The organism is Mesoflavibacter sp. CH_XMU1422-2 (assembly GCF_037029245.1).
Lineage (GTDB): Bacteria > Bacteroidota > Bacteroidia > Flavobacteriales > Flavobacteriaceae > Mesoflavibacter > Mesoflavibacter zeaxanthinifaciens.
This window is the reverse complement of record NZ_JAYMEE010000059.1, coordinates 1-23,497: the sequence shown is the minus strand read 5'-3', so window position 1 is coordinate 23,497 and position 23,497 is coordinate 1. Positions and strand designations below refer to the sequence as shown.

17 protein-coding genes and 1 tRNA gene are annotated in these 23,497 nt (G+C 31.6%); 3 read left to right on the top strand and 15 right to left on the bottom strand.

All coding sequences use genetic code 11. The annotated features are described in order from the left end of the window. Nucleotide 1: 1 nt before the first annotated feature. The 4 genes from pdhA to porU all read right to left on the bottom strand — a co-directional run bounded on the left by pdhA (nt 2) and on the right by porU (nt 6,824). Nucleotides 2-1,000, bottom strand: a complete 999-nt coding sequence (gene pdhA / locus WA340_RS07645) for a pyruvate dehydrogenase (acetyl-transferring) E1 component subunit alpha (RefSeq protein ID WP_304145621.1) — start codon at nt 998-1,000, stop codon at nt 2-4. An 88-nt stretch (nt 1,001-1,088) separates the two neighbouring features. Further along, on the bottom strand, nt 1,089-1,571 hold the full coding sequence (gene cdd / locus WA340_RS07640) for a cytidine deaminase (RefSeq protein WP_304145624.1): 483 nt from the start codon (nt 1,569-1,571) through the stop codon (nt 1,089-1,091). A gap of 82 nt (nt 1,572-1,653) precedes the next feature. After that, nucleotides 1,654-2,895 (bottom strand): type IX secretion system outer membrane channel protein PorV, encoded by a 1,242-nt coding sequence (porV, locus tag WA340_RS07635; RefSeq protein WP_336128288.1) that lies wholly within the window; start codon nt 2,893-2,895, stop codon nt 1,654-1,656. A 32-nt stretch (nt 2,896-2,927) separates the two neighbouring features. Further along, nucleotides 2,928-6,824, bottom strand: coding sequence for a type IX secretion system sortase PorU (gene porU / locus WA340_RS07630; protein WP_336128286.1), 3,897 nt, complete (start codon nt 6,822-6,824; stop codon nt 2,928-2,930). Nucleotides 6,825-7,087: 263 nt separating this feature from the next. On the opposite strand from porU, the gene gldJ reads away from it, so the two are divergent. Next, on the top strand, nt 7,088-8,767 hold the full coding sequence (gldJ, locus tag WA340_RS07625; RefSeq protein ID WP_336128284.1) for a gliding motility lipoprotein GldJ: 1,680 nt from the start codon (nt 7,088-7,090) through the stop codon (nt 8,765-8,767). A 69-nt stretch (nt 8,768-8,836) separates the two neighbouring features. Then, on the top strand, nt 8,837-10,117 hold the full coding sequence (locus WA340_RS07620) for a UDP-N-acetylmuramoyl-tripeptide--D-alanyl-D-alanine ligase (protein WP_336128282.1): 1,281 nt from the start codon (nt 8,837-8,839) through the stop codon (nt 10,115-10,117). A gap of 35 nt (nt 10,118-10,152) precedes the next feature. Here WA340_RS07620 and WA340_RS07615 read toward each other — a convergent pair. The 10 genes from WA340_RS07615 to WA340_RS07570 form a co-directional block, all read right to left on the bottom strand. After that, nucleotides 10,153-10,227: transfer RNA gene (locus WA340_RS07615), tRNA-Val, on the bottom strand. A gap of 64 nt (nt 10,228-10,291) precedes the next feature. Next, nucleotides 10,292-11,509 carry a bifunctional folylpolyglutamate synthase/dihydrofolate synthase gene (locus tag WA340_RS07610; RefSeq protein WP_336128281.1) on the bottom strand — a complete coding sequence of 406 codons (1,218 nt, stop codon included), beginning with the start codon at nt 11,507-11,509 and terminating at the stop codon, nt 10,292-10,294. Continuing rightward, entirely contained in the window at nt 11,509-12,369 is an 861-nt protein-coding gene (locus tag WA340_RS07605) for an energy transducer TonB (RefSeq protein ID WP_336128279.1), read from the bottom strand. The genes WA340_RS07610 and WA340_RS07605 overlap by 1 nt, the downstream gene beginning before the upstream one ends. A 7-nt stretch (nt 12,370-12,376) precedes the next feature. Further along, complete coding sequence (locus WA340_RS07600; RefSeq protein WP_027880332.1) at nt 12,377-12,769, bottom strand: ExbD/TolR family protein; 393 nt, start codon at nt 12,767-12,769, stop codon at nt 12,377-12,379. 1 nt (nt 12,770) lies between these two features. Next, nucleotides 12,771-13,475, bottom strand: coding sequence for a MotA/TolQ/ExbB proton channel family protein (locus WA340_RS07595; RefSeq protein ID WP_223077362.1), 705 nt, complete (start codon nt 13,473-13,475; stop codon nt 12,771-12,773). A 51-nt stretch (nt 13,476-13,526) separates the two neighbouring features. Beyond that, on the bottom strand, nt 13,527-14,921 hold the full coding sequence (gene nhaD / locus WA340_RS07590) for a sodium:proton antiporter NhaD (RefSeq protein WP_336128278.1): 1,395 nt from the start codon (nt 14,919-14,921) through the stop codon (nt 13,527-13,529). A gap of 4 nt (nt 14,922-14,925) precedes the next feature. Beyond that, the gene (locus WA340_RS07585) at nt 14,926-16,152 is read right to left on the bottom strand and encodes a Glu/Leu/Phe/Val dehydrogenase dimerization domain-containing protein (protein ID WP_336128276.1); all 1,227 of its coding nucleotides are present in this window, start codon (nt 16,150-16,152) and stop codon (nt 14,926-14,928) included. A gap of 162 nt (nt 16,153-16,314) precedes the next feature. Next, nucleotides 16,315-17,823 carry a hypothetical protein gene (locus tag WA340_RS07580; protein WP_336128275.1) on the bottom strand — a complete coding sequence of 503 codons (1,509 nt, stop codon included), beginning with the start codon at nt 17,821-17,823 and terminating at the stop codon, nt 16,315-16,317. After that, the gene (locus WA340_RS07575) at nt 17,816-18,463 is read right to left on the bottom strand and encodes a hypothetical protein (protein WP_106678776.1); all 648 of its coding nucleotides are present in this window, start codon (nt 18,461-18,463) and stop codon (nt 17,816-17,818) included. Before WA340_RS07575 ends, WA340_RS07580 begins: the two co-directional genes overlap by 8 nt. A 96-nt stretch (nt 18,464-18,559) precedes the next feature. Continuing rightward, entirely contained in the window at nt 18,560-19,624 is a 1,065-nt protein-coding gene (locus WA340_RS07570; RefSeq protein ID WP_336128273.1) for an anhydro-N-acetylmuramic acid kinase, read from the bottom strand. A gap of 94 nt (nt 19,625-19,718) precedes the next feature. Between WA340_RS07570 and WA340_RS07565 the strand changes: the two genes are divergently transcribed. Then, on the top strand, nt 19,719-20,861 hold the full coding sequence (locus WA340_RS07565; protein ID WP_027880325.1) for an acyl-CoA dehydrogenase: 1,143 nt from the start codon (nt 19,719-19,721) through the stop codon (nt 20,859-20,861). Between the two features lie 54 nt (nt 20,862-20,915). On the opposite strand, the gene WA340_RS07560 is transcribed toward WA340_RS07565, so the two are convergent. Further along, entirely contained in the window at nt 20,916-23,354 is a 2,439-nt protein-coding gene (locus WA340_RS07560; protein ID WP_336128271.1) for a helix-turn-helix domain-containing protein, read from the bottom strand. Nucleotides 23,355-23,497: the final 143 nt, after the last annotated feature.

The following is a 23,497-nucleotide window of genomic DNA, read 5'->3' as shown; positions in this document are numbered from 1 at the left end:
CTTATAATTTGTGTTGTATAAATGGATAATCTTCTTGCTCGTAAACAGAATCGTACATTACATTCTTTTCTGGGAATGGAGACTCTTCTGCAAATTTCTCACATTCTGAAACTAATTTTTTAACGCGCTTATCAATCTGCTTAATCTCTTCTTCTGTAGCGTATTTTTCTTCTAAAATAATATCTTTTACTTGCGTAATAGGATCTATTTTTTTGTATTCTTCTACTTCTTCTTTTGTACGATAGTGTTGTGCATCTGACATAGAGTGACCTCTATATCTGTAAGTTTTAACCTCTAAAAATGTTGGTCCGCCACCTTTTCTTGCACGTTGGATAGCTTCGTCAAAAGCTTCTGCAACTTTAATTGGATTCATACCGTCTACTGGTCCACAAGGCATTTCGTACCCTAAACCTAACTTCCATATGTCTGTATGGTTGGCGGTACGCTCTACAGATGTACCCATTGCATAACCATTGTTTTCACATACAAAGACTACTGGTAAGTTCCATAACATTGCTAAGTTAAAAGACTCGTGTAATGATCCTTGACGTGCAGCACCATCACCAAAACAGCAAATTGTTACTGCATCACTGTTGTGATATTTATCACCAAAAGCAATACCTGCTCCTAAAGGTATTTGTCCTCCAACAATACCGTGACCACCGTAAAAACGGTGTTCTTTAGAAAAAATATGCATTGAACCACCTAAACCTTGAGATGTACCAGTTGCTTTACCATAAAGCTCTGCCATTACTCTTTTAGGGTCTACACCCATTCCTATTGGTTGCACGTGATTACGATAAGCAGTAATCATCTTGTCTTTAGTTAAGTCCATAGCATGTAATGCTCCTGCTAATACTGCTTCTTGACCGTTGTAAAGGTGTAGAAAACCTCTAACTTTTTGTTGAATGTAAACTGCTGCTAGTTTGTCTTCAAACTTTCTCCAAAACAGCATGTCCTCATACCATTTTAAATACGTTTCTTTAGTTATTTTTTGCATTGGTGACGTTTATAGTTTTACCGATTAACAAAAGTAACACTTTAGTTAGTAATGAAAAAACTGAAAATAGTAAAAATTAACGAAAACGTTATAGCACGCTTTTATCAAAACCTAATGGTAAAAGATTTGCTAAAGAGTTAGACCTTACTACTTTTCCTGATTCTCCCATAAAATAAATTTCTATTGGATGGTTTTGTTTGTTTTCATACTCTGATATAGCTTGCCTACAAGCTCCACATGGAGGTATAGGTGTTATTGTTGTATGTATTTTTGAACTTGCTGAAATAGCCATTCTTATTATTTTTTCTTCAGGATATTTAGCTCCTGCAAAATAAATTGCCGTACGTTCTGCACATAATCCTGAAGGATATGAAGCGTTTTCTTGATTGCTACCTGTTATTATTTCTTTGTTTTCTAATAACAAAGCTGCACCTACATTAAATTTAGAATATGGTGCATAAGCTTTTTCTCTGGCACTTATTGCTTGTTCCATTAAATCTTGAACTTCTTTTGGTGTATCATTTAAATGATCATAAACCTGCAAAGTTGTTTCTATTTTCACTTCTTTCATATTAATAAAGATACTAAACAATTATAGACAAAAAAACTATTGCTTTCGCAATAGTTTCTTTTTAACGTCTTTTTAATATTTTCTAATATTCATCGTATTCTCCAGCTCCAAGGTTAAAGGTTAAAGAAAACCTTAATGTTCCTTCTAAAGGACTTGGTACTTTTGATGATGAAAATAAGTACGACATATCTAAGTTTAACACGTTATATTTAAATCCTGCTCCTAAAGCAAAAAACTTACGTGCACCTTTAGTTTCGTGCTCATTAAAATATCCTGCTCTTAGTGAGAATGCATCTTGATACACATATTCTGCTCCTAAAGCGTAGGTAAATTCTTGTAACTCTTCTTTAAAACCTCCTGGTGCATCACCAAAAGATTGAAACATTCCTGATAAGAATGGAACTTGATCATCTTGACCAGAGAAAACTACGTTTGATCGAACTTCATCTCCTAGAGTATCAATACCTTCATCATAAACTCCATTATTATTTTCATCTATGTACTCATACTCATTTCCTAAGATTGGTGGAGTTGGCACTAAAAGCTTTGTAAATTCAGCTGTTAACCCTAATTTGTTATATTCATCAAATATGAAATCAAATCCTCCTCCTAATCTTAAGTTGGTTGGTTGGAAATTTTCTGGTGCAGCTTCATCATACTTAAATTTAGGTCCGATATTTTGAATAGCAAATCCACCTCGCCAACGACCATTAAAATCACTATAAGCTTGTTCTTCACTTTGATAGTACCCTGTAATATCTGCTCCAAATGTGCTAGCTGCTTTTGCATCAACATTATCTCTTTGTAACTTTAAATCTGATCTTAAATAGCGTAAACCTACACCCATTCCAAATTGATCACTTAAACGAATAGAGTAAGAAACATCTAAAGCGAATTCATTTGGTTTTTGTATAACTGGCTCAGAAAATTCATCTTCAACGAATTCGATTTCACCTAAAGAAAAATACCTAAAACCTACACCAAAAGCACTATTTTCATTAAATCTATTATAATAAGTTAGAGAGGCTAAACCTATATCATTAACTAATTTACTTAAATAAGGCGTATAACTTAATGAAATACCAGATTGGTTTTCTGAAAAGACATTCTTAGATGCATTCCAAAACTGAGAATATGCATCTGGTGATGTAGCTACACCCATATCTCCTAATCCCGCAGCTCTTGCATCTGTCGCTATTAAAGCAAAAGGAACTCCTGTTGTAATTACTCTTGTGTCATTAGCATAATCAGGAATAATTGTTGTTTGCGCAAACCCTTTGATTGTTAAAAAGAATATTACAATTATTAAAAATCTATTTTTCATATATCTAATTTGTTAGCAAATATAATTTATTATTATAGTATTACAAGTTTCTCTATTTTCTCTGTAGTTTTATTTGTCGAAGGAGAATGGACTTTTAGTTTATAAATATAAGTTCCTTTTCCTATTTTTTGACCAAAATCGTCACGTCCGTCCCAAACAATATCTCTTGATGTTCCTGCAATAGAACCACCACAACAAGAACCTCCATTTGCTCCTGTTGTCCCGTTAAGTGTTCTCACTAATTTACCTGATATTGTAAATATCTGAACTGAAATGTTTAATACTTCTGAGCTATTATGACTAAACCAAAACTCTGTGTAATTTACAAAAGGATTTGGGTAGTTTAAAACGTTTGTTAATACTAAATTTTCATTTTCTTCATGTACAACAAATTGTATCTCGGTAGTAGAAGAATTATTGTATACATCCCATGCTTTTAGTGATAAGGTGTGTAAGCCTGGCTCTAAATTTCTTAATGGATAAGTTAATGATCCTTTAGTATAATTGTCTACATCTGCAGTGTAGTAATCATTTAACACAAATGGGTTAACCTCATCACCATCTAAAATCGCAACTATATCATGCCCGATACCACTTGCTGTATTAATACCGTTTTCATCTTCTAATTTTGCTAAGATCATTGGTGACTCGTTAGTAATTCCTCCTGACACAAAGGTTTCATCATTCATGTATAGTTGAATTGTTGGTGGCAAATTATCTTCTTCTGCATCTGGATTTATACCTCCAATTTGTATTGTATTTATACTAGCGCCTGTTTTGTCTTCTAAAGAATCTTCTTTTACAGCATAAAAACTAACTTTACCATACCCTACAGGTATACCTATATCTTTGGGAACGATAAAATCAAACTCAAATTGCCCATTGGTTACAGAAGCTTGACCTCTAAACACTAATGCTCCTAAAGTTGTAAAATCTAAATAAATAGTCCCGTTATTATTTGTTGTATTATCGTTAGCTAAGGTTTGTCTTTCAATTTCTTTATCATAGATTGTTGCTGTTAAAGTACCATTATAGTCTGTTAACACATTTCCATTAACATCTGTTACCTCTCCAGAAAGCTTAGCATAACTTAGCGCTTGTAGAACATCTGTGTTTTGACCTACTGGAACATCATTTATTTTTGTTAGTCTTATATTAGGCTGAGGAAATGCTAACTTTAATGCAGGATCACCGATAAAAAACGCTAGACTTTTTTGAGATGATGTAAATGATGGATCATTTTTTGCTAACCTTAATGCTTCTGCTGCACTAGGATATTCGTTATCTGCGTAAGTATCTTGATCACTAAAAGAAAATAAATATTCTTTTAAAACCTCATTAAAATCTCTTCCTACCGTAACAAATATTTGTCTTGTCGTTGTGATCAAACCTATTGCACCTGCATTCCTATTCCAATAAATTAGTTCTCCTGCAGTTTCCCTTAAAGGATTATCAAATCTAGTAAACTCGCATGTTACAGTAATAAACAGGTTTAATTTACATTCATTATTTAAAGCTTGAATATCTGGTTTTTGCATGATACGCTCGTTTGCTAAACCATCTTCTCCTCCATGTCCAAAATAATCTACAACTAAAGCTCCTTTTTCTATTGCATTTGCTATCGCTACATTTACTTCTGGATATCTATCTCCTCCAGCAGAAGCCACTTGTTGATAAGCATCTGAATGTATTTTAGTGACATTTATAAAAGGCTTATTTGCTGTTACTTCATCTGCAATTTGATCTGTCGTTGCTTGTAGCGTTCCTTCCCACGCTTCATCTACATCATCAGATATTACCACAAAATTATTTCTCCAACTTCCTAAAGCGTCTTTTGAGTAATAAATCGCTACTTTATCTACCATATCCTTAGCTAGTTGTGGTGAGTCTGCAACAATACGACCAACAGCAACATCTAATTTATTAGCACTATTGTAAGCGTCTAAGTTTCCTTCACCTAAATCTAAATACCCATAAAAGTCGTCTGATATAAACGAGTTTGTTAAGTTAAAACTACTGTAGGCATTCCAGGTTGGAAAATTATAAGCATTTGATGAAATTCTTCCTTTGTAATCAAAAGATGAATCTCCAAAAAGGCATAAATACTTTACTTTATTTTCTGGAGAGCTAGCATTATCGTAAACGTATTTTACAAAATTTCTAATAGCAACTATATCTGGATTACCAGTTGCAAATTCTTTGTAAATAGATCCTAATGTTACTACTTTTACATTAAGTCCGTATTTATCTCTGTTAATTTGTGCCAATCTTTGTGCTTGCCCTAAATGCGAACCAGTAGTAAGCATTAAATAATCTATATCTTGAAAATTTCCGTTGTTATCTAAAAAAATAGTTCCTTTAAGGTTTTGATTACCTACAAAAGTGTTTTGAGGTACTATAGGTGAATAGTAGTTTTGAGATGTTACTGCTACAAATTTATTTTCCGAGCCCAAATTTGTGTTAAAAGTAATGGTTGCATTTCCTTCATTTGATATAGAAGACACGTTGTATAAGTCTGTAATATTCCAAATCTCTTGTACTTGACTTGCATTTGACAAACTGTAAGAAGCAACACCTGAACCCTGAAAAGCTAAACGGTTAAAAAACTTAAACTGATTACCAGAAAATGACAAATCTCTAACAGCTTCAACAGACACATAATCAAGGTATGCGTTAGCACTTGGATTACCTTGATTGTTATAAGTTAATCCAACATTTACAGTGCTTGAACTTACAGTAACATTTTGATTTAAGCTTCCTCCTGATGCATAAACTCCATCTCCAGGGTTTGAACTTGAGTGCGTAATAGTTCCTACTTGACTACCATTAACTGTAACTGCAAATGTTGTATTATTAGAAGCAGCAGCTGCTGTATGCACTTTAACTCTAACAGGCTCTGAAGGCACTAGATTAGGAAAATCAAAACTAAAACTTTGTGAATTTTCTACATTAAACTCTTCTCCAAACCACCTTCTTCCAACAAAAACAAGGTTTCTTTCATCTACTTCATGAAATTTATAATCATGAAACGTGTTAAATGTTGCACTAACACTTCCTGTTGGTTGGTTATAATTTTGAATTCGTTTTCCATTACCAGAACTTACATTAACATAATAAATAGTTTTATCTGAATACGGATTAATATTTGTGTTGATACTTACATTGTCTACATCTGCCGAAGGTCCTTGCGCATAAAACAATATATAATCAGAATCGTTAAACACACCATCTTCTTCACCCACAAACTTAATTGCATTTTCAACTGGATCAAAAGGAAAGTTAGCAATATTGTTATACGGCATCATCATTCCACCATAACCAAAAATTTTGATATTTCTTGGATCTACATTATTGACATTTATACCTAACTGACTTAATAAAGACTTGTTTAAAATATGAACTCCAGATTTATCTACTTCAAATCTATACCAACTTCCATTTGCTAAAACTGAATTTGTTACTACTTGAGCATTAGAAGCCCTAAAAGAATTAGTACTATTTGTGTAATTAATAGTAAAAGCTTTTACTCTTTTAATGCTATTTCCTTCTTTAACAAATGGCTTCAGTTTAAAAACCGCATAACTATCTTTTCTTCCTTTTGCATTTTTTAAAGAATATTGTAAAGTTGAAGGAATTGAAGAGAGTTTTAATCCCTTTAGCTCTTCTCTAGTTACTGTTTGATAGGCTACATTGGATAGATTTACAGAATTTTCATTAACCGGTATTGATGTTTTCCATTCGTTAGAATAAATAACACCATTATCTAAATCAAAATTAAAATTTTCTTCAGGTAAAAATGCTGGAACAACAACCGAAAAGCCATCTGCTTTAAGTGTTTTGTACGAATCCCAATTTAAGGTTACACTTTTCTGCTGAGAAAAAAGTGGCAAAACAAATAGTACAGCAAGTACAATTAAAATCTTTTTCATTGCAATAATAACGTCTAATTTTATATGATATTATTTAATTCTTAATAATTTCATAAAACAGTTTCAAAATTACAATAATAAAATTGAAATAAACACGTTATAGTGACTGAAAACAACGATAAAACTCATACAAAACATCGTTGTAAAGTAAATAAATAGGATTAAGTGCAGTATTTTTTTTATTCAAAAAAGCTAAAATCTCTTGTAGTGTTGGGTATAATTCTTATATTGCGTCCTCTTAAAAACATTTTTATTCTAAACGCATGAATATGAAAAAAGTATTTTTATCAAGGTTATGTCTAGTTTTAGCAGTATCTCTAACCTTGGTAGGTTGTAAAAGATCTGGTGGTGGCTCAAACACTTCAAGAGCTACAGGATGGGACATTAACTCAAAAGATGGTGGTTTTCAATATAACACCAAATTTAAAGAGCAAGAAACAGCTCCAGGATTAGTTTTTGTTGAAGGAGGAACTTTTACAATGGGTAGAGTCCAAGACGATGTTATGCATGACTGGAACAATACTCCTACACAACAACACATTCAGTCTTTTTACATGGATGAAACTGAGGTAACTAACAAAATGTACCTTGAGTATTTAGATTGGATTAAAAGAACATATCCACCAGAAGAAGAAAACTTTAGAGCAATATATAACGGTGTTTTACCAGATACATTAGTATGGAGAAACCGTTTAGGATATAATGAAGTTATGACAGAAAACTATTTACGTCACCCAGGTTATGGAGAATATCCTGTAGTTGGTGTAAGTTGGATACAAGCTGTCGAATTTGCTAACTGGAGAACTGATCGTGTTAACGAATTACAACTTCAAGAAAACGGATACTTAAAACAAGGTAGCGAATTAGAAGCAACTGCAGACGCTAACTTTAGCACAGATACATATATTAATAGTCCAACACAAACTTACGGTGGAAACGAAGATGTTTTAAGAGGTGGAAAATTAAAAGCTCAAACAAATGCAGCAGGAGAAGAAATTAATGTTTATGCGTCTAGAGAAACAGGATTAATTTCTCCTAAATACAGACTTCCTACTGAAGCAGAATGGGAATATGCAGCTTTAGGCTTATCTGAAGTAAGAAGTTATAATGTATATAGAGGTCGTAAAAAATATCCTTGGGATGGACAATATACAAGATCAGGAAAACGTAAGATTAGAGGTGATCAATTAGCTAACTTTAAACAAGGTAAAGGTGACTACGGTGGTATCGCTGGATGGTCTGATGATGGCGCAGACATTACTGCTCAAGTAAAATCTTACGATCCAAATGATTTTGGTTTATACGACATGGCAGGAAACGTTGCAGAATGGGTTGCTGATGTTTACAGACCTATAGTAGATGACGAATTTAATGACTTTAACTATTACAGAGGTAACGTTTATACTAAAAACGTTATCACAGAAGAAGGTACTGTTAAAGTAGTAACTACTGATGAAATTGTTTTTGACACACTTCCAAATGGTGATGTAATTGCAAGAGATCTACCTGGAGAAATTGCTACGCAACCAGTTGATGAAAAAGAAACATACTTACGTACAAACTTTGATAGAAGTGATAACAGAAACTTTAGAGATGGAGATGTTCAATCTTCAAGATACTACACAGACTTTGATGAAGAAGAAGGTGAAGCTTCTACAGATGAGTTTACAAGAAAAATGTACAACTCACCTAAACACAACATCGAAGTAGATTCTGCAGGAAACTTTATTAGAGAATACGACAAATCAGATAGACGTACTTCTTTAATAAATGACGAAGTAAGAGTTTACAAAGGTGGATCTTGGAAAGACAGAGAGTACTGGTTAGACCCAGCACAAAGACGTTACTATCCTCAAAACATGGCAACAGACTATATTGGTTTTAGATGTGCTATGTCAAGAGTTGGATCTAAATCAAAAGGTAACCGCAAAACAAAAAACTAATTCAATAAATATTTGAATAAATTAAAAGTCCTAACAAATTTGTTAGGACTTTTTTTATACTTTTATTTTATGACAATAGAACAAATACATAATAAATTTTTGAACTGTACAGGTGTATGTACAGACACAAGAAAAATATTTAAAGACTGTTTATTTATTGCTTTAAGCGGCGATAATTTTAACGGCAATACTTTTGCTAAACAAGCACTAGAAAAAGGCGCTAAATATGCTATAATTGATCAAGAAGAATATATTATAGATAATAAAACTATTTGCGTAAAAAACGCACTAGAAACTTTACAAAAATTAGCAAACTATCATAGAAAACATTTAGACTTACCCATTATAGCCTTAACTGGAAGTAACGGTAAAACAACAACTAAAGAATTAATTAATGCTGTACTTTCTAAAAAATATAGAACTGTAGCTACTATAGGTAACCTAAATAATCATATTGGTGTACCACTTACACTACTTTCTATGAATAAAAATACAGAAATAGGTATAGTAGAAATGGGTGCGAATCATCAAAAAGAAATTCAGTTTTTATGCAAAATAGCTGAGCCTGATTACGGATACATAACAAACTTCGGAAAAGCACACCTAGAAGGATTTGGAGGTGTTGAAGGAATCATAAAAGGTAAAAGCGAATTATATGATCACTTAATTGAAAATAATAAAGACATATTCATGAATGGTGATGATAAAATTCAGCAACAAAAATTAAAAGACTATAAAAAAACAATATGTTTCTCTTCATCAAAAGAAGAATGTGATTATCAAATAGAATTTAAAGAAGTAAACCCATTTGTAGCTTTCTCTTTTGACAATACAATAATTGAATCAAAATTAATAGGCACATATAACTTTACAAATCTTTGTGCTGCAACAACAATAGGCAAACACTTTAAAGTATCAACAGATGATATTAAATCTGCTATTGAAAGTTACGTACCTACCAATAATAGATCACAAATAATACAAAAAGGGAACAACCAAATAATAATGGATGCTTACAATGCAAATCCTTCTAGTATGGAAGTTGCATTAGACAACTTAAACAAGCTTTCTGATGAGCGTAAAATAGCTATTTTAGGTGATATGTTTGAATTAGGAAATGATGCATCTATTGAACATCAAAATATAGCTGACTTGGTTACAAAACTAAATCTTGATAAAATTTATCTTATTGGAGAAAACTTTAATAAAGTAAATAGTAAAAACGAAAAGATCGAAAAATTTTCTTCTTTTGAAAATTTCAAATTAAACTTTAAAGAAATTAGCAACTCAACTATCCTAATAAAAGGATCTAGAGGAATGGCTCTAGAAAGAGTTTTAGAATTATTATAAAATAATAAAGGTCTTCAAAAGAAGACCTTTATTTGTGGGCGCGAAGGGATTCGAACCCCTGACCCCTTGGGTGTAAACCAAGTGCTCTGAACCAACTGAGCTACGCGCCCTTCGTAATTGGACTGCAAATATAGACTAGTTTTTGAATATGCAAAAACTTTTTTGGAAAAATTTTTAAAAAATTTCTGCAACAACAAAAGTACTTCCTCCAATATAAATCACATCATCATCACTTGCTCTGCTTTTCGCTTTATCAACAGCTTCTTTTACAGATAGATATGATTCACCGAAAAAACCTTCACACAAAAATTGATCTCTTAAAATATTTTGATCCAAACCTCTTGGCACATCAGGTTTACAGAAATAATACGTGGCATTTTTAGGCAAAATGCTCCAAATTTGACTTAAATCTTTGTCATTAACCACACCAAAAACCATATGTAGATTAGAAAATTGTTCTTGTTGTAATTGAGACATAGTAATACTCAATCCTTCTTTGTTATGTGCTGTATCACAAATAATTTTAGGGTTTGATTGAAGTACTTGCCAACGACCTTTTAATCCCGTGTTTTTAACTGTGTTTAAAAGTCCGTTTTTAATATTTGTTTTTGAAATTTTATAGTTTTTCTGTTGAAGAATTTCAAGCACTTTCAATACACCTTTGACGTTTTTTTTCTGATAATTACCTAACAAATCAGTTGGATAAGTTTCGTTTATTATTTGATCTGCAAAAAATAGTTTAGAGTTATTTTGCTTAGCTATCTCTTCAAAAACAAGTTGAGTTTCATCTTGAGTTTCACTAATTACTACAGGAATATTAGGCTTTATTATACCTGCTTTTTCTGATGCTATTAATGGTAATGTATTACCTAGAAACTGTGTGTGATCATAACCAATATTAGTAATTAATGAAACTTCTGGAATGATAATGTTTGTTGAATCTAATCGTCCGCCTAAACCAACTTCTATTATAGCAATGTCTACTTTTTGTTTTGCAAAGTAGTCATACGCCATACCAACAGTCATTTCAAAAAAAGATAATGGATTTGATTTAAAAAAAGCTTTATTTCTTTTAATAAAACCGATTACAAATTGCTTGCTTATTTCTACGCCGTTAACCTTAATTCGTTCTCTAAAATCTTTTAAATGAGGCGATGTGTATAACCCAACTTTATAACCAGCTTCTTGTAAAACAGATGCCAGCATATGACTGCTAGATCCTTTACCATTTGTACCAGCTACATGTATAGATTTAAATTTATGTTGTGGGTTATTTAAGTGATTAGCTAACAACAATGTGTTAGTCAAATCTTTTTTGAATGCTGTTTTACCATGCTTTTGGTACATTGGAAGCTGAGTAAACATCCAATTAACAGTCTCTTGATAAGTCATTAGTTTGGTTTGAAATTTATACTCACGAAACCTATTTGACGTAATGGAGCATCATAATCTGGATCCCATTTGTGAGACAGAGCAATTTTTTTGGCTGTATCTAATAAACATTGTGAAGTGTTTTCTGAACCTTTTATTCCAGGTACTGCTTTAATAACCTCTCCTTTTTGGTTAACTTGAATTTCGACCACAACTAATCCATATTCTTGACAAGGTTGTTCATATATTTTCTTAGTTGGCTTACCTCTTCCGTTTAAGCCATATCCAACACCACCACTTCCAGAACCAGGACCTCCAAAATAACTTTTTGCATAAGGATCTCCATTTAATTGTCCTTTATCACCTGCTTGGTTGTCATTACCTTCACTTCCGCTAGATTCACCATCAGAATTGTTAAGTCCTCCCATCATAGCATCTAGTTTTGCTTTCTTTTTTGCTTCTTCTTGACGCTTCTTTTCTTCTGCTGCAGCTTTTTCTTTCGCTTTTCTTTCGGCTTCTGCTTTTGCTTTAGCTTCTGCTTCTTTCTGTTTTTTTATTGCTATTGCCTCTTCTGATTCTTGAGTAATCACTTCTTCTGAAGTTTCGTTTGTAAATGCTGCAGCTTCTTCCTGAGTTTCTTCTTGTGCTTGTTCCTCTTGTGGCTGTTTGTTAATATTTAAATCTTCAGATTTTACAGGTTTATCTGGTTGCACATTACCACTACCTACTGCAGAGTTACCGAAATTTACTGAAACACCATACTCTATTGGCGGATCCATATATTGAGGTCCGACAACAAATAGCAATAGCAATAAAATCAGTACAATTAGTGCTGTTATTTTTGCTGAATTACGTTCGTGTTTGGTGTTTAAATATTTCATTTAAAAATTACTTCGACTTAACTGCTAAAGTAGATTTTATCTTATTACGGTTGGCTATATCCATAATATAAACCACATGTTTCATCTCTACATCTTGATCCGATCGTATAGTGATACTAGGTGAATCTGACTGACCAACTTTTGCTAAAACTTCTGCTTCTAAATTATCTTTAGACACTTTTTTCATGTCTACATAATAATTTACATCCTTATCTACGCTTACAGAAACATTTTTTGTTTGCGTCGTTTTACTAGAAGACTTTGGCAATAGTAAATCTATAGCTTCTGCAGAAACTAATGTAGATGCAATCATGAAAAAGATAAGCAATAAGAAAACAATATCGGTCATAGACGACATGTTAAATTCTGGTGTTACTTTATTTCTTCCTCTTAATCGCATATTAACTAGGTTCGTTTAATAAGTCTAAAAACTCTAGCGAATTAGCTTCCATTTGATACACCACTTTGTCTGTTTTAACAACTAAATGGTTATATGCTATGTAAGCAACAATCCCTACTATTAAACCTGCTACAGTAGTTGTCATTGCGGTATATAAACCGTCTGCTAATGTTTTAATATCTATAGATCCGCCAGAATTAGCTATTTCAAATATTGATAAAATCATTCCTATTACCGTTCCAAGAAAACCGATCATTGGCGCTGCACCAGATATAGTTGCTAAAACGCTTACGTTTTTTTCTAGATTATAAATTTCTAATCTTCCTGCGTTTTCTATTGCTGTATTGATATCTTCTAAAGGTTTACCAATTCTTGATACTCCTTTACTAATTAATCTTGATACTGGCGAATTAACTGTTGAACACAGGTTTTGGGCTGAATCAATTTTTCCATTACTAACATAATCTTTAATTTGATTCATAAAATTAGCATCTATTTTAGAAGCCTCTTTTATGGTTAATATACGTTCAAAGTATATGTATAAAGTAAAGATTAGCATTAAAATTAAAACCGCTATAATAACCATACCTGCTGTACCACCAGAGGTAATTAGTTCTATTATAGATAAGGTTTTTTCTACTGATTCTCCATCTTGTAAAACTTCAGAAGCTTCTTGAGCAGTGTCTTGAATTAAATTACTTATCATATTTAAATTTTAGGTACCTATATGTAACGTTTCAATTTAGAATTTCGTCTATTAAAATAAAGTTCTTGTCCAGAAAAAGGTTAAAGCACCAGCTAAGAAACCGATTAAAGCTAACCAAGCTATCTTTTTTAAGTACCAGAAAAAGTCAATTTTTTCCATACCCATTGCTACAACTCCTGCTGCAGAACCAATAATTAACATACTTCCTCCAGTTCCTGCAGAGTAAGCAATAAAATGCCAAAGCTCGTTATCCATTGGCTCAGAGAACATTCCTAAACTTGCCGCTACTAATGGTACGTTATCTATAACCGCAGATCCAATTCCTAGTAATAAAATCACTAAATCTGAAACGCCTTCACCATGTAATTCTGTTCCCATCATTGGCATACTTTCTTTTAACGTATTAGCAAAACCAAATAAAGTTCCTAAAGATTCTAATGCTGCTACAGCCATTAAAATTCCTAAGAAGAATAAAATACTTGGTAGCTCGATTTTTGATAGAGAACTATGCACTGGACTATGGTGTGCATGAGCATCACTTTCGGTATGATTTACTTCTGCTAAACTAAATTTAGAAGAACTATATACTTCTGCAAATACAGCAACTACACCTAAAGCTAACATCATACCAACATATGGTGGTAAGTGTGTTACAGTTTTAAAAATAGGAACAAATACTATTGCACCTAATCCTAAATATAACATTGTAGAGCTGTACTTACTTTTTGGCTTATCTTCTACATCATCTTCAACCTCTAACTGACCTTTAAATGCTGGTAAGAAAGACGCTATAAACGATGGTATAACCATACATACTAAAGATGGTAGTAATAAATAACCTACTAAATGCCCAACAGATACCTTTTTACCAATCCAAAGCATTGTAGTTGTCACATCTCCAATTGGTGACCAAGCTCCACCAGCGTTTGCTGCTATGATTATAATACCAGCATACCAAATACGTACATCTCTATCTCTTACTATTTTTTGTAAAATAGAAATTAATACAATTGTAGCTGTTAGGTTATCTATAATTGCAGATAATATGAAAGCTAAAATTGAAAATATCCAAAGTATACTTTTCTTATTTTTAGTTTTAATGAAGGTTTTTATTGTAGAAAATCCATCAAAATAATCGATAATTTCTACAATAGTCATTGCGCCTAATAAGAACACTAAAATCTCGGCTGTTTTACCAAGATGATGTAATAATGTTTCCTCCATTAAATGCATTCTGCTTTCATGTCCCATAGAAGTATAACCTTCTACTAAACCGTGGTTAGCTGAGTCAAACCATTGTGGAAACGCATCTATACCTAAAGAAATTAAAGCCCAACTTATTGCCATCATTACCAATGCTGGTATAAGCTTGTCTATTTTTAAATTATGCTCTAATGTAATGGCTAAGTAACCAATTACAAATACTAAAATTATTGCTGTTTCCATGTGTTTAGATAAGTTGTTTTAATGCTAATTCGAATGCTGTTTTACTAATTTCGGTTTTTAACGGACTTTTATCGTGTACGTTTTGTATTGCTTTTTTAATTATTGAAGACGTATCGTTAAAAATAGCTTCGTCTGTCATTTGCACTTTACGTTCCATAAAATAAGCAAATACACGTGCCATACCACAATTAGAAATAAAATCTGGTATTAAACTTACACGTTGATCTGTATGTTCCATTATTGGTCCAAAGAAAATTTCTTTATCTGCAAATGGTACATTTGCGCCGCAAGAAATTACTTCTAAACCTGTGTTTATCATCTGATCTATTTGATCTTGAGTAATTAAACGTGATGCTGCACAAGGTGCAAATATTTCGGTTTCAAGTGACCAAACACGTTCATTCATTTCTTCAAACGGAATCATGTTTTCTGCTAGTAAAGTATTTCCGTTTTTATTTAAAAAGAACTCTTTAATTTCTTCAAAAGTAAATCCGTTTTCATTAATTACTCCTCCAGAAATATCTATAATTCCTACCACTTTTGCACCCATTTGAGCTAAGTAATAAGCTGCTGCAGAGCCAACGTTACCAAATCCTTGGATTACAGCACGTTTTCCTTTTACATTTCCGCCATAAATTTCATAATAATGTTTTACTGCTTCGGCAACGCCATAACCAGTAATCATATCTGCAACAGTATATTTTTTTGAAACGTCTGGTGAATAGTTTACATTTTCTAAAACCTTGATTACACCTTGACGTAATTGACCAATACGATTAATTTTGTCTGCTTCTGTAGGTTGAAAATGACCATTAAATACACCTTCTTGCGGATGCCAAACACCTGAATCTTCTGTGATTGGAATTACTTCGTGAATTTCATCTACATTTAAATCTCCACCAGTTCCATAATAACTTTTTAATAAAGGTGAAACTGCTTTATACCAACGCTCTAAAACGCCGCGTTTTCTTGGGTCTTTTGGATCAAAATTTATTCCTGATTTTGCACCACCAATTGCTGGTCCAGATACTGTAAATTTTACTTCCATTGTTTTAGCAAGAGATAATACCTCGTTCATATCTAATCCCTTGCGCATACGTGTACCGCCACCAGCAGCGCCACCACGTAAAGAGTTTATAACTGTCCATCCTTCTGCATCTGTTTCTGAATCTTTCCAGTTAAATACAATTTCTGGCGCCTTATTTTCGTAAATTTTTAGTAAGTCTTTCATTTAATTATTAAGAATAAAATCAACTTGTTAGTTTAGGATTAAACAGGTTTTTAGTTGATTCATTTTTTTGAAGAATTGTTAATTAGTAACAACAAATATAAAAAACAAAAAATGGCTTTAAAAGTAAAGCCATTTTTATTATTATAAATTATTGTTAAGTTTTTAGTTTAATGTCATTTTTCCAAATGCATGATATAGATTACCATAGCCATAAATAGCAAAATTGGTAGTATCTATTTGTTTTGTAAAGGTTGGTGCAAAATCTATTATTAAATCTTCGCCGCCAACTTTACTGTCCCAAAATGGTACAATTGTTTGATCTCCTGTATCATCAATTGTGTTTAAAATAACTGCTCTTGCTTCGATTTTCCTATTACCTAAAACAATTTTTTTCTCTTTTAAAACGTATTCTTTTTCTGTTGTTAGCAGATTTAATTTTCCGTTATTTAAAAAAGGATAAAATGAGGCTATACGCTTAGCTTCATTTTTATAAGTGTCTGAATATTTTAAGTAAGACTCGTACTTTACTTGTCCTGCTGTATCTAACTTTACAACTATTCCTGGACCTATATTATATGTGTAATCATACTCAAAACTTGCGCCTTCTTTTAAGGCACTTTCGGATTTAAAACATTCGCCAATTAAATATATATTGTTATCTTGAGTTAGTACATTTTGAATTGTTAAATCTAAAAAGCCTTTACCTAAAACTTTTTTAAGTATAGTGTCTGACCAACCTTGATTTCTTATTAAATTTCCGTTAGTTATATCGTAAAGAAAATAGCTTTTATCTTTTTTTCCGCCAACCGAAATTCCTGGTTTTACGTTATCTGTCGCAAAACCTATTAGATAATTTGTATTAGCTACAGTTATTACTTTACTGTCTGAAATATAAAACTCTGAAGCTGAAACTTGTTGTGTCTTTTTATCTGTTCCGTTTATTGTAATAACAGCTGTTTTTGGTTCTTTTTTAAAAATATCTGTATGTTTTACAATATGTACTGTTTTATCATTAGTGATGTAAAGCTGTTCTTTGTAAGCTCTTTCGCTTTCAAAATTTAAAGTGAAATTTGAATTAGCTATTTCATTTAAATCTTTATCAAATAAAACTGTTGTAATTTTTTCGTTTTGCTTTTTCTCAAAAACATTATTTACTAAAACAGCTATTGTGTTTTTGTCTGGAGAAATTTCTACATTAAAAAAACCTGAGTTATTTACTTTTTCTATAGGTAAGGTAAACAGCTCTTTTTCTTCTGAAATAGTAAAACTATTATTATCGAATACTTGAACGTATAACACGTTTTTACCATCTTTTTTTAAAGCAATATTAGAGAAAAAGTAAAGTTTATTATCGCCTTCTATAACATCTATTAAAGTAGCATCCATACGTTGACGCTGTGGTAATTTAAAATTTACATCTTTTAAAACTTGACGATTGTAATCGTGCTTTGTAATGTAAATTAGCTTTGGTGCGTAAACATGAGATCCTGATTTTTCTATACTATAGATTGTAAAATCTTCTGTTGTTGGAAAAATAATATTTGGATTTTGATATCCATTATGACCATTTTTTGCCCAATCTGTCCAAGTAAAATTGGCGGTTTGAGAAAACACTGTTGTAGATAGTAATATTAACAACAGTGTTATTTTATTAAATTGTATCTTATTCAAAATGTGCGTTGTATTCGTTTACAATTTTTAAAATACCTAAAACACGATATCCTTTTTCTTTGCTTTTTATTTTTTTAGCTAGTTCTGGGTAATCACTTACGTATTTACTCATTACATTTTTAAAGCTAAACAATACCTTTGGCGAAGCAAATTTTAGGTAATCATCACCATCTTTTACTGCTAACACTTCTGTTTGAATTTTTGTACCATCAAAGTCTAAAATAATCTCTTTGTTGCCATCTTTTTTAAGTGTCATTTCTGCACCTTTATCATCTTCTACTCTTATGTAATAATCAAAAAGACTAATTTTTCCATCTACTGTTCTTAATAAAAAGACTTTTGTTTTTCCGCTTAAACCTTCGTAAGGATGTGTTTCGTAATAATCTTCTCCAATTTTATAGGCTTTTAAATCTTTTGGATCATAAACTACGGGTTTATCTTCTAATGTTTTGAAGAATTTTACTTTACGTTGACTTTTAATTTTTAAGAATCTTTTTAAGTAACCTTCTATCTTTTCACCTTTATTAGTGATTACGTAACCTGGTAACTTTTCTGATCTGTCTTCCCAATTATCATCAAAATCTTGAGCATAAGTTAATCCAGAAATTAGTAATGCAAATGCTAGTAATAGTTGTTTCATTTTTTTAATTATTTATTAATTGTTATTATTTTTTGATATACTTTTCAAAAGCTGTATCAAAGCTTCAAAATTAAGTAAACTACTGATATTGTATTGTTAAAATTTATAAATCTTCCCAGAAGAGTGATCTTTACTTGCTCCTGTAACAGATGCTAAACAGTTATTTTCTTTTCTTAATTTTAACACACCTAAAAAGCCAAAAATTAAAGCTTCTTTAAACTCTATTAATTCAGCAGATGGAATAACGATTTTAGCATTGGTTAAAGCTTTAATTCTTTCAACTAAAAAATCATTATACGTTCCGCCACCAGTTAGCAAAACAGATGCATTATCTTTTTGGTTAATCACCTTTGCTATTTGTTGCGCCACATGATGAATCATAGTGTGCAAAATATCTTTTACTTCTAATTTGTAGTTATCTATTAATGGAAAAATTTGCTGCTCTACCCATTCCAAACCTAAAGATTTTGGATATGAATTTTTATAGAAATCTAAATCATTTAACTGCTCTAATAGTTGTTGATTTATTTTTCCTTGTGAAGCTAAATGTCCCTTATCGTCATAGTCAAATCCTAATTGTTGTACATATTTATTAAGTACAATATTAACTGGACAAATATCGAAAGCGATGCGTTGCTTATTAATAAATGTAGACACGTTTGCAAATCCGCCAAGATTAATACAATAATCACACTCCGAAAATAAAAGCTGATCACCAATTGGTACTAATGGCGCACCTTGACCACCAAATTGTACATCTTGTACTCTAAAATCACATACAACAGTTTGCTTTAATTGTTCTGCCAATACAGGCAAATTACCTATTTGATATGTTAATTTTTGTTCTGGTTGGTGTAATGCAGTATGACCATGAGAGCAAACAGCATCAAGGTGATTTATGTTATTTTTTTTAATGAAAGTCGAAATAACTTCAGCTAAATAATTAGTGTAATCAACATCTATTTGTTGTAATTTTTTTATAGATTGTTGGGTTAAGTTTTTAAGTTTTCTAAGCCAATCTTCAGAATAGGAAACTGTAGTCGAATTTAAAATTTGAAATTGCCAAGTATCTTTTTTAATAAAATTAATTTCAGCTAAATCAATTCCGTCTAAAGATGTTCCAGACATAACACCTACTATGTGATAATTTTCTTTTAACATATCGAGTAAAAATAACTATAACGATTGAAAAAATGCTAATAAAAAGTTATCTTTGAAGACATTTTTTATTGAATTAACAATTTTATATACCACTATGGATTTTAATCTTACAGAAGAACATTTAATGATTCGCGACGCAGCTCGCGATTTTGCAAGAACAGAATTATTACCTGGCGTTATAGAACGTGACGAAAAACAAGAATTCCCTCAAGATTTAGTTAGAAAAATGGGAGAACTTGGATTTATGGGAATTATGGTAGACCCAAAATACGGTGGAAGTGGTATGGATGCGATTTCTTACGTATTAATTATGGAAGAGTTATCTAAGATAGACGCGTCTGCTTCTGTAATGGTTTCTGTAAACAACTCATTAGTTTGTTACGGTCTTGAAGCTTTTGGAACAGAAGAGCAAAAACAAAAATATTTAACAAAATTAGCTACTGGTGAGCAAATTGGTGCATTTTGTTTAAGTGAACCAGAAGCTGGTAGTGATGCAACATCGCAAACAACTACTGCAATAGACAAAGGTGACCATTATGTAATTAATGGAACAAAAAACTGGATTACCAACGGTGGTAGATCTGATGTTTATTTAGTAATTGCACAAACAGACAGAGAAAAAGGACACAGAGGAATCAATGCTTTTATCGTTGAAAAAGGTATGGAAGGTTTTGATATTGGTCCTAAAGAAGATAAATTAGGAATTAGAGGAAGTGATACACACACGCTACAATTTAACGATGTTAAAGTACCAAAAGAAAACAGAATTGGTGAAGACGGATTTGGATTTAAATTCGCAATGAAAACACTTTCTGGTGGACGTATTGGTATTGCTGCACAAGCTTTAGGTATTGCTTCTGGAGCTTACGAGTTAGCTTTAAAATATAGTAAAGAGCGTAAAGCTTTTGGTACCGAAATTTGTAACCATCAAGCAATTGCTTTTAAACTTGCAGATATGTATACAGAAATTGAAGCTGCACGTATGTTAGTAATGAAAGCTGCTTGGGATAAAGACCAAGGTAACAATTACGATATGTCTAGTGCTATGGCAAAATTATACGCTAGTAAAGTTGCTATGGAACAAACGGTTGAAGCTGTACAAATACACGGTGGAAATGGTTTTGTAAAAGAATACCACGTAGAACGTTTAATGCGTGATGCAAAAATCACTCAGATTTATGAAGGAACTTCTGAAATCCAAAAGATTGTAATTTCTAGAGGTGTTATTAAAGGGTAACATTTCAATTATATAAAATTGAAAAGGCTTCGCATATACTGTTGAAGCCTTTTTTTATGAGTTTAATTCGTCTAAAACCAACCTGATTTCACCATAACTATATTTATCATCTAGTTGATGTTTTAAATCTGAAAGTGTATCAAACGTTTGTTTTGGAATTAGTTCTTTTAATTCTTGATAATGCGCTTTTGGCATTAAATCGGAAATTTTAATTTCACCAGATTTAATAAATTTAGCCAAATGATCGAATATTGTATTTTCATTTAATTCTCTAATGTGAGCAATTTCTTCTATAGTTTTACCGTCTTTAAAAAGTGCTAAAGACTCTTTTTGTGTATCTCCCTTTTTACGTTTTGGCTTTTCTTCTTCTACAAATTCAAATTGAGTATCATCTGAAGTATCAATATCATTCTCTTCACAATACTCTTTAATTACAGTTAAAATATCGTTTCCATACTTTTCAACTCGCACTTTACCAAAACCATTGACTTGTAATAATTCTTTTTTGGTCGTTGGTAAGGTTTCGCACATCTCGTAAAGTGCTTTTTGGGTAAAGATTTGATAGTGGATTAAATCGTGTTCTTGCGCAAGAGTATTTCTTAATTCTCTTAACAGCTCAAATAATTCAATATTTGTAGTACCATCAATGACAGTTTTTCTGAGTTTTTTTGGTTTGTCTTTAGTTAAAAAGACCGATTTAGCTCTTAGACCTAAAAAATTATTGACTTCAAAACCTTGATTTAATTCAGAGAAGTAAAGTTTTTTAGTGGCTATAAGTTCTTCAATTGTATCTAATTGTTTGCTAATATCTTTATCTAAAGCTTTGTTATCTGTGCTAAAACTAAAGTTTTGATAAACATCTATAATTTTGATTTTAGTTTCTTCAGAAAAATAATTAATAGCTTTTTTAAAACGTTCTTGTATAACCTGATCGTTTTCTGGCAACTTATCTTGAGCTAATTCTTTTAGTTGAATTTTAAATGAATTAGCTACTTTCAGTAAGTTTGTAGCACAATCCTTAATAATGGTTAAAGGTTGCTCTACATTGCCTTCAATACTTCCTCTATTTTTATAATAGATATCTAGAATTCTATTTACAGGATATATAAATTGAAAAAAATCAAAAACTTCTGAAATTAATTGAAGCTGAAAAATTGATTTTGATTGTTCTAGTTCTTTTTCATCTGGTTGATTTTCTTCAGCTTGTTTGGTAAAATTAAGAACATTGGTGTCACTTATAATATGTCTTGAATCAATCTTACTTTTTAAGACTAAACCATCTAAAGATTTACATCTACTTAGGGCAACATAGGTTTGACCATGCGCAAAAGCACCTTCTGCATCAATAACAGCTTTTTCAAAAGTTAATCCTTGACTTTTATGGATTGTAATTGACCAAGCTAAGCGTAAAGGCATCTGCATGTAGCTTCCAATTTTGTCCTCTGTTATGGCATCTGTTTCTTTGTCTACTTTATAGGTAATATTTTCCCAAGTTTCAGGTTTTGTGATTATAGTAAAATCATCGTCTGGACATTTTACAACAACTTCGTCTTTGTCTAAATGAATTACTTTTCCTATTTTCCCATTGAAATAACGCTTTTCTGGTGAGCTATCGTTTTTAATAAACATGACTTGCGCTCCTACTTTTAATACTAATTTATCCTCATTCGGATAAGAAAACTCTGGAAATTTACCTTGTACTTTAGCTGAATAACTAACTAATTTCGTTGAAAGTTTATCTAATTCTGATTTATTAACTTGATCGGCTTTACGGTTGTGAGTAGTTAAAAATATGTAGCCTTCATTTTCTGAAGGTGAAAAATTTGAATCAAAACGTTTATTAAGCTCATATATTGAATTTTTAGATAAGTTATTAGACCTTATTTCATTTAAAATTTTAATAAACTTAGGATTATCTTGTCTATATATGTGTTTTAATTCAACAGTTATTGGATTACAATATTGATACGCATGACTACTAAAAAAATAAGCATTGTTGTAGAATGGTTTTAGCAATTCCCATTCATTATCTCTTACAACAGGTGACAACTGTTGTAAATCACCAATCATAAGAACTTGTACACCACCAAACACTTGATTTCTGTTTTTATATCGTTTTAAAATTTTGTCAATAGCATCTAATAAATCAGCTCTGACCATACTAATTTCATCAATTACTAATAAGTCTAATGATTTAATAATATTGATTTTTGTCTTACTAAATTTAGTTTTAAAACCACTAGCATTAGAAAGAATATCATCAGGAAGAATAGGCCCAAAAGGTAATTGAAAGAAAGAATGAATAGTTACACCTTTAGCATTAATTGCTGCTACACCCGTAGGTGCAACAATAACCATTCTTTTAAGTGAATTTAATTTTAATCTATGAAGAAACGTTGTTTTACCAGTTCCAGCTTTACCTGTTAAGAAAATATTTCGCTGGCTTTTGTTTACAAAATTCCAAGCTAATTCTAACTCTTTATTTATTTCCATCACCTTCAAAAATAAAAGAAATAAATATATTAAAAAGCATAAATAGAAAACAAAAGAACAAAAAAAAGTCCTCAACAAAATATGTTGAGGACTTTAAAAAAGGCGACGACCTACTCTCCCACAATGTAGTACCATCGGCGCTA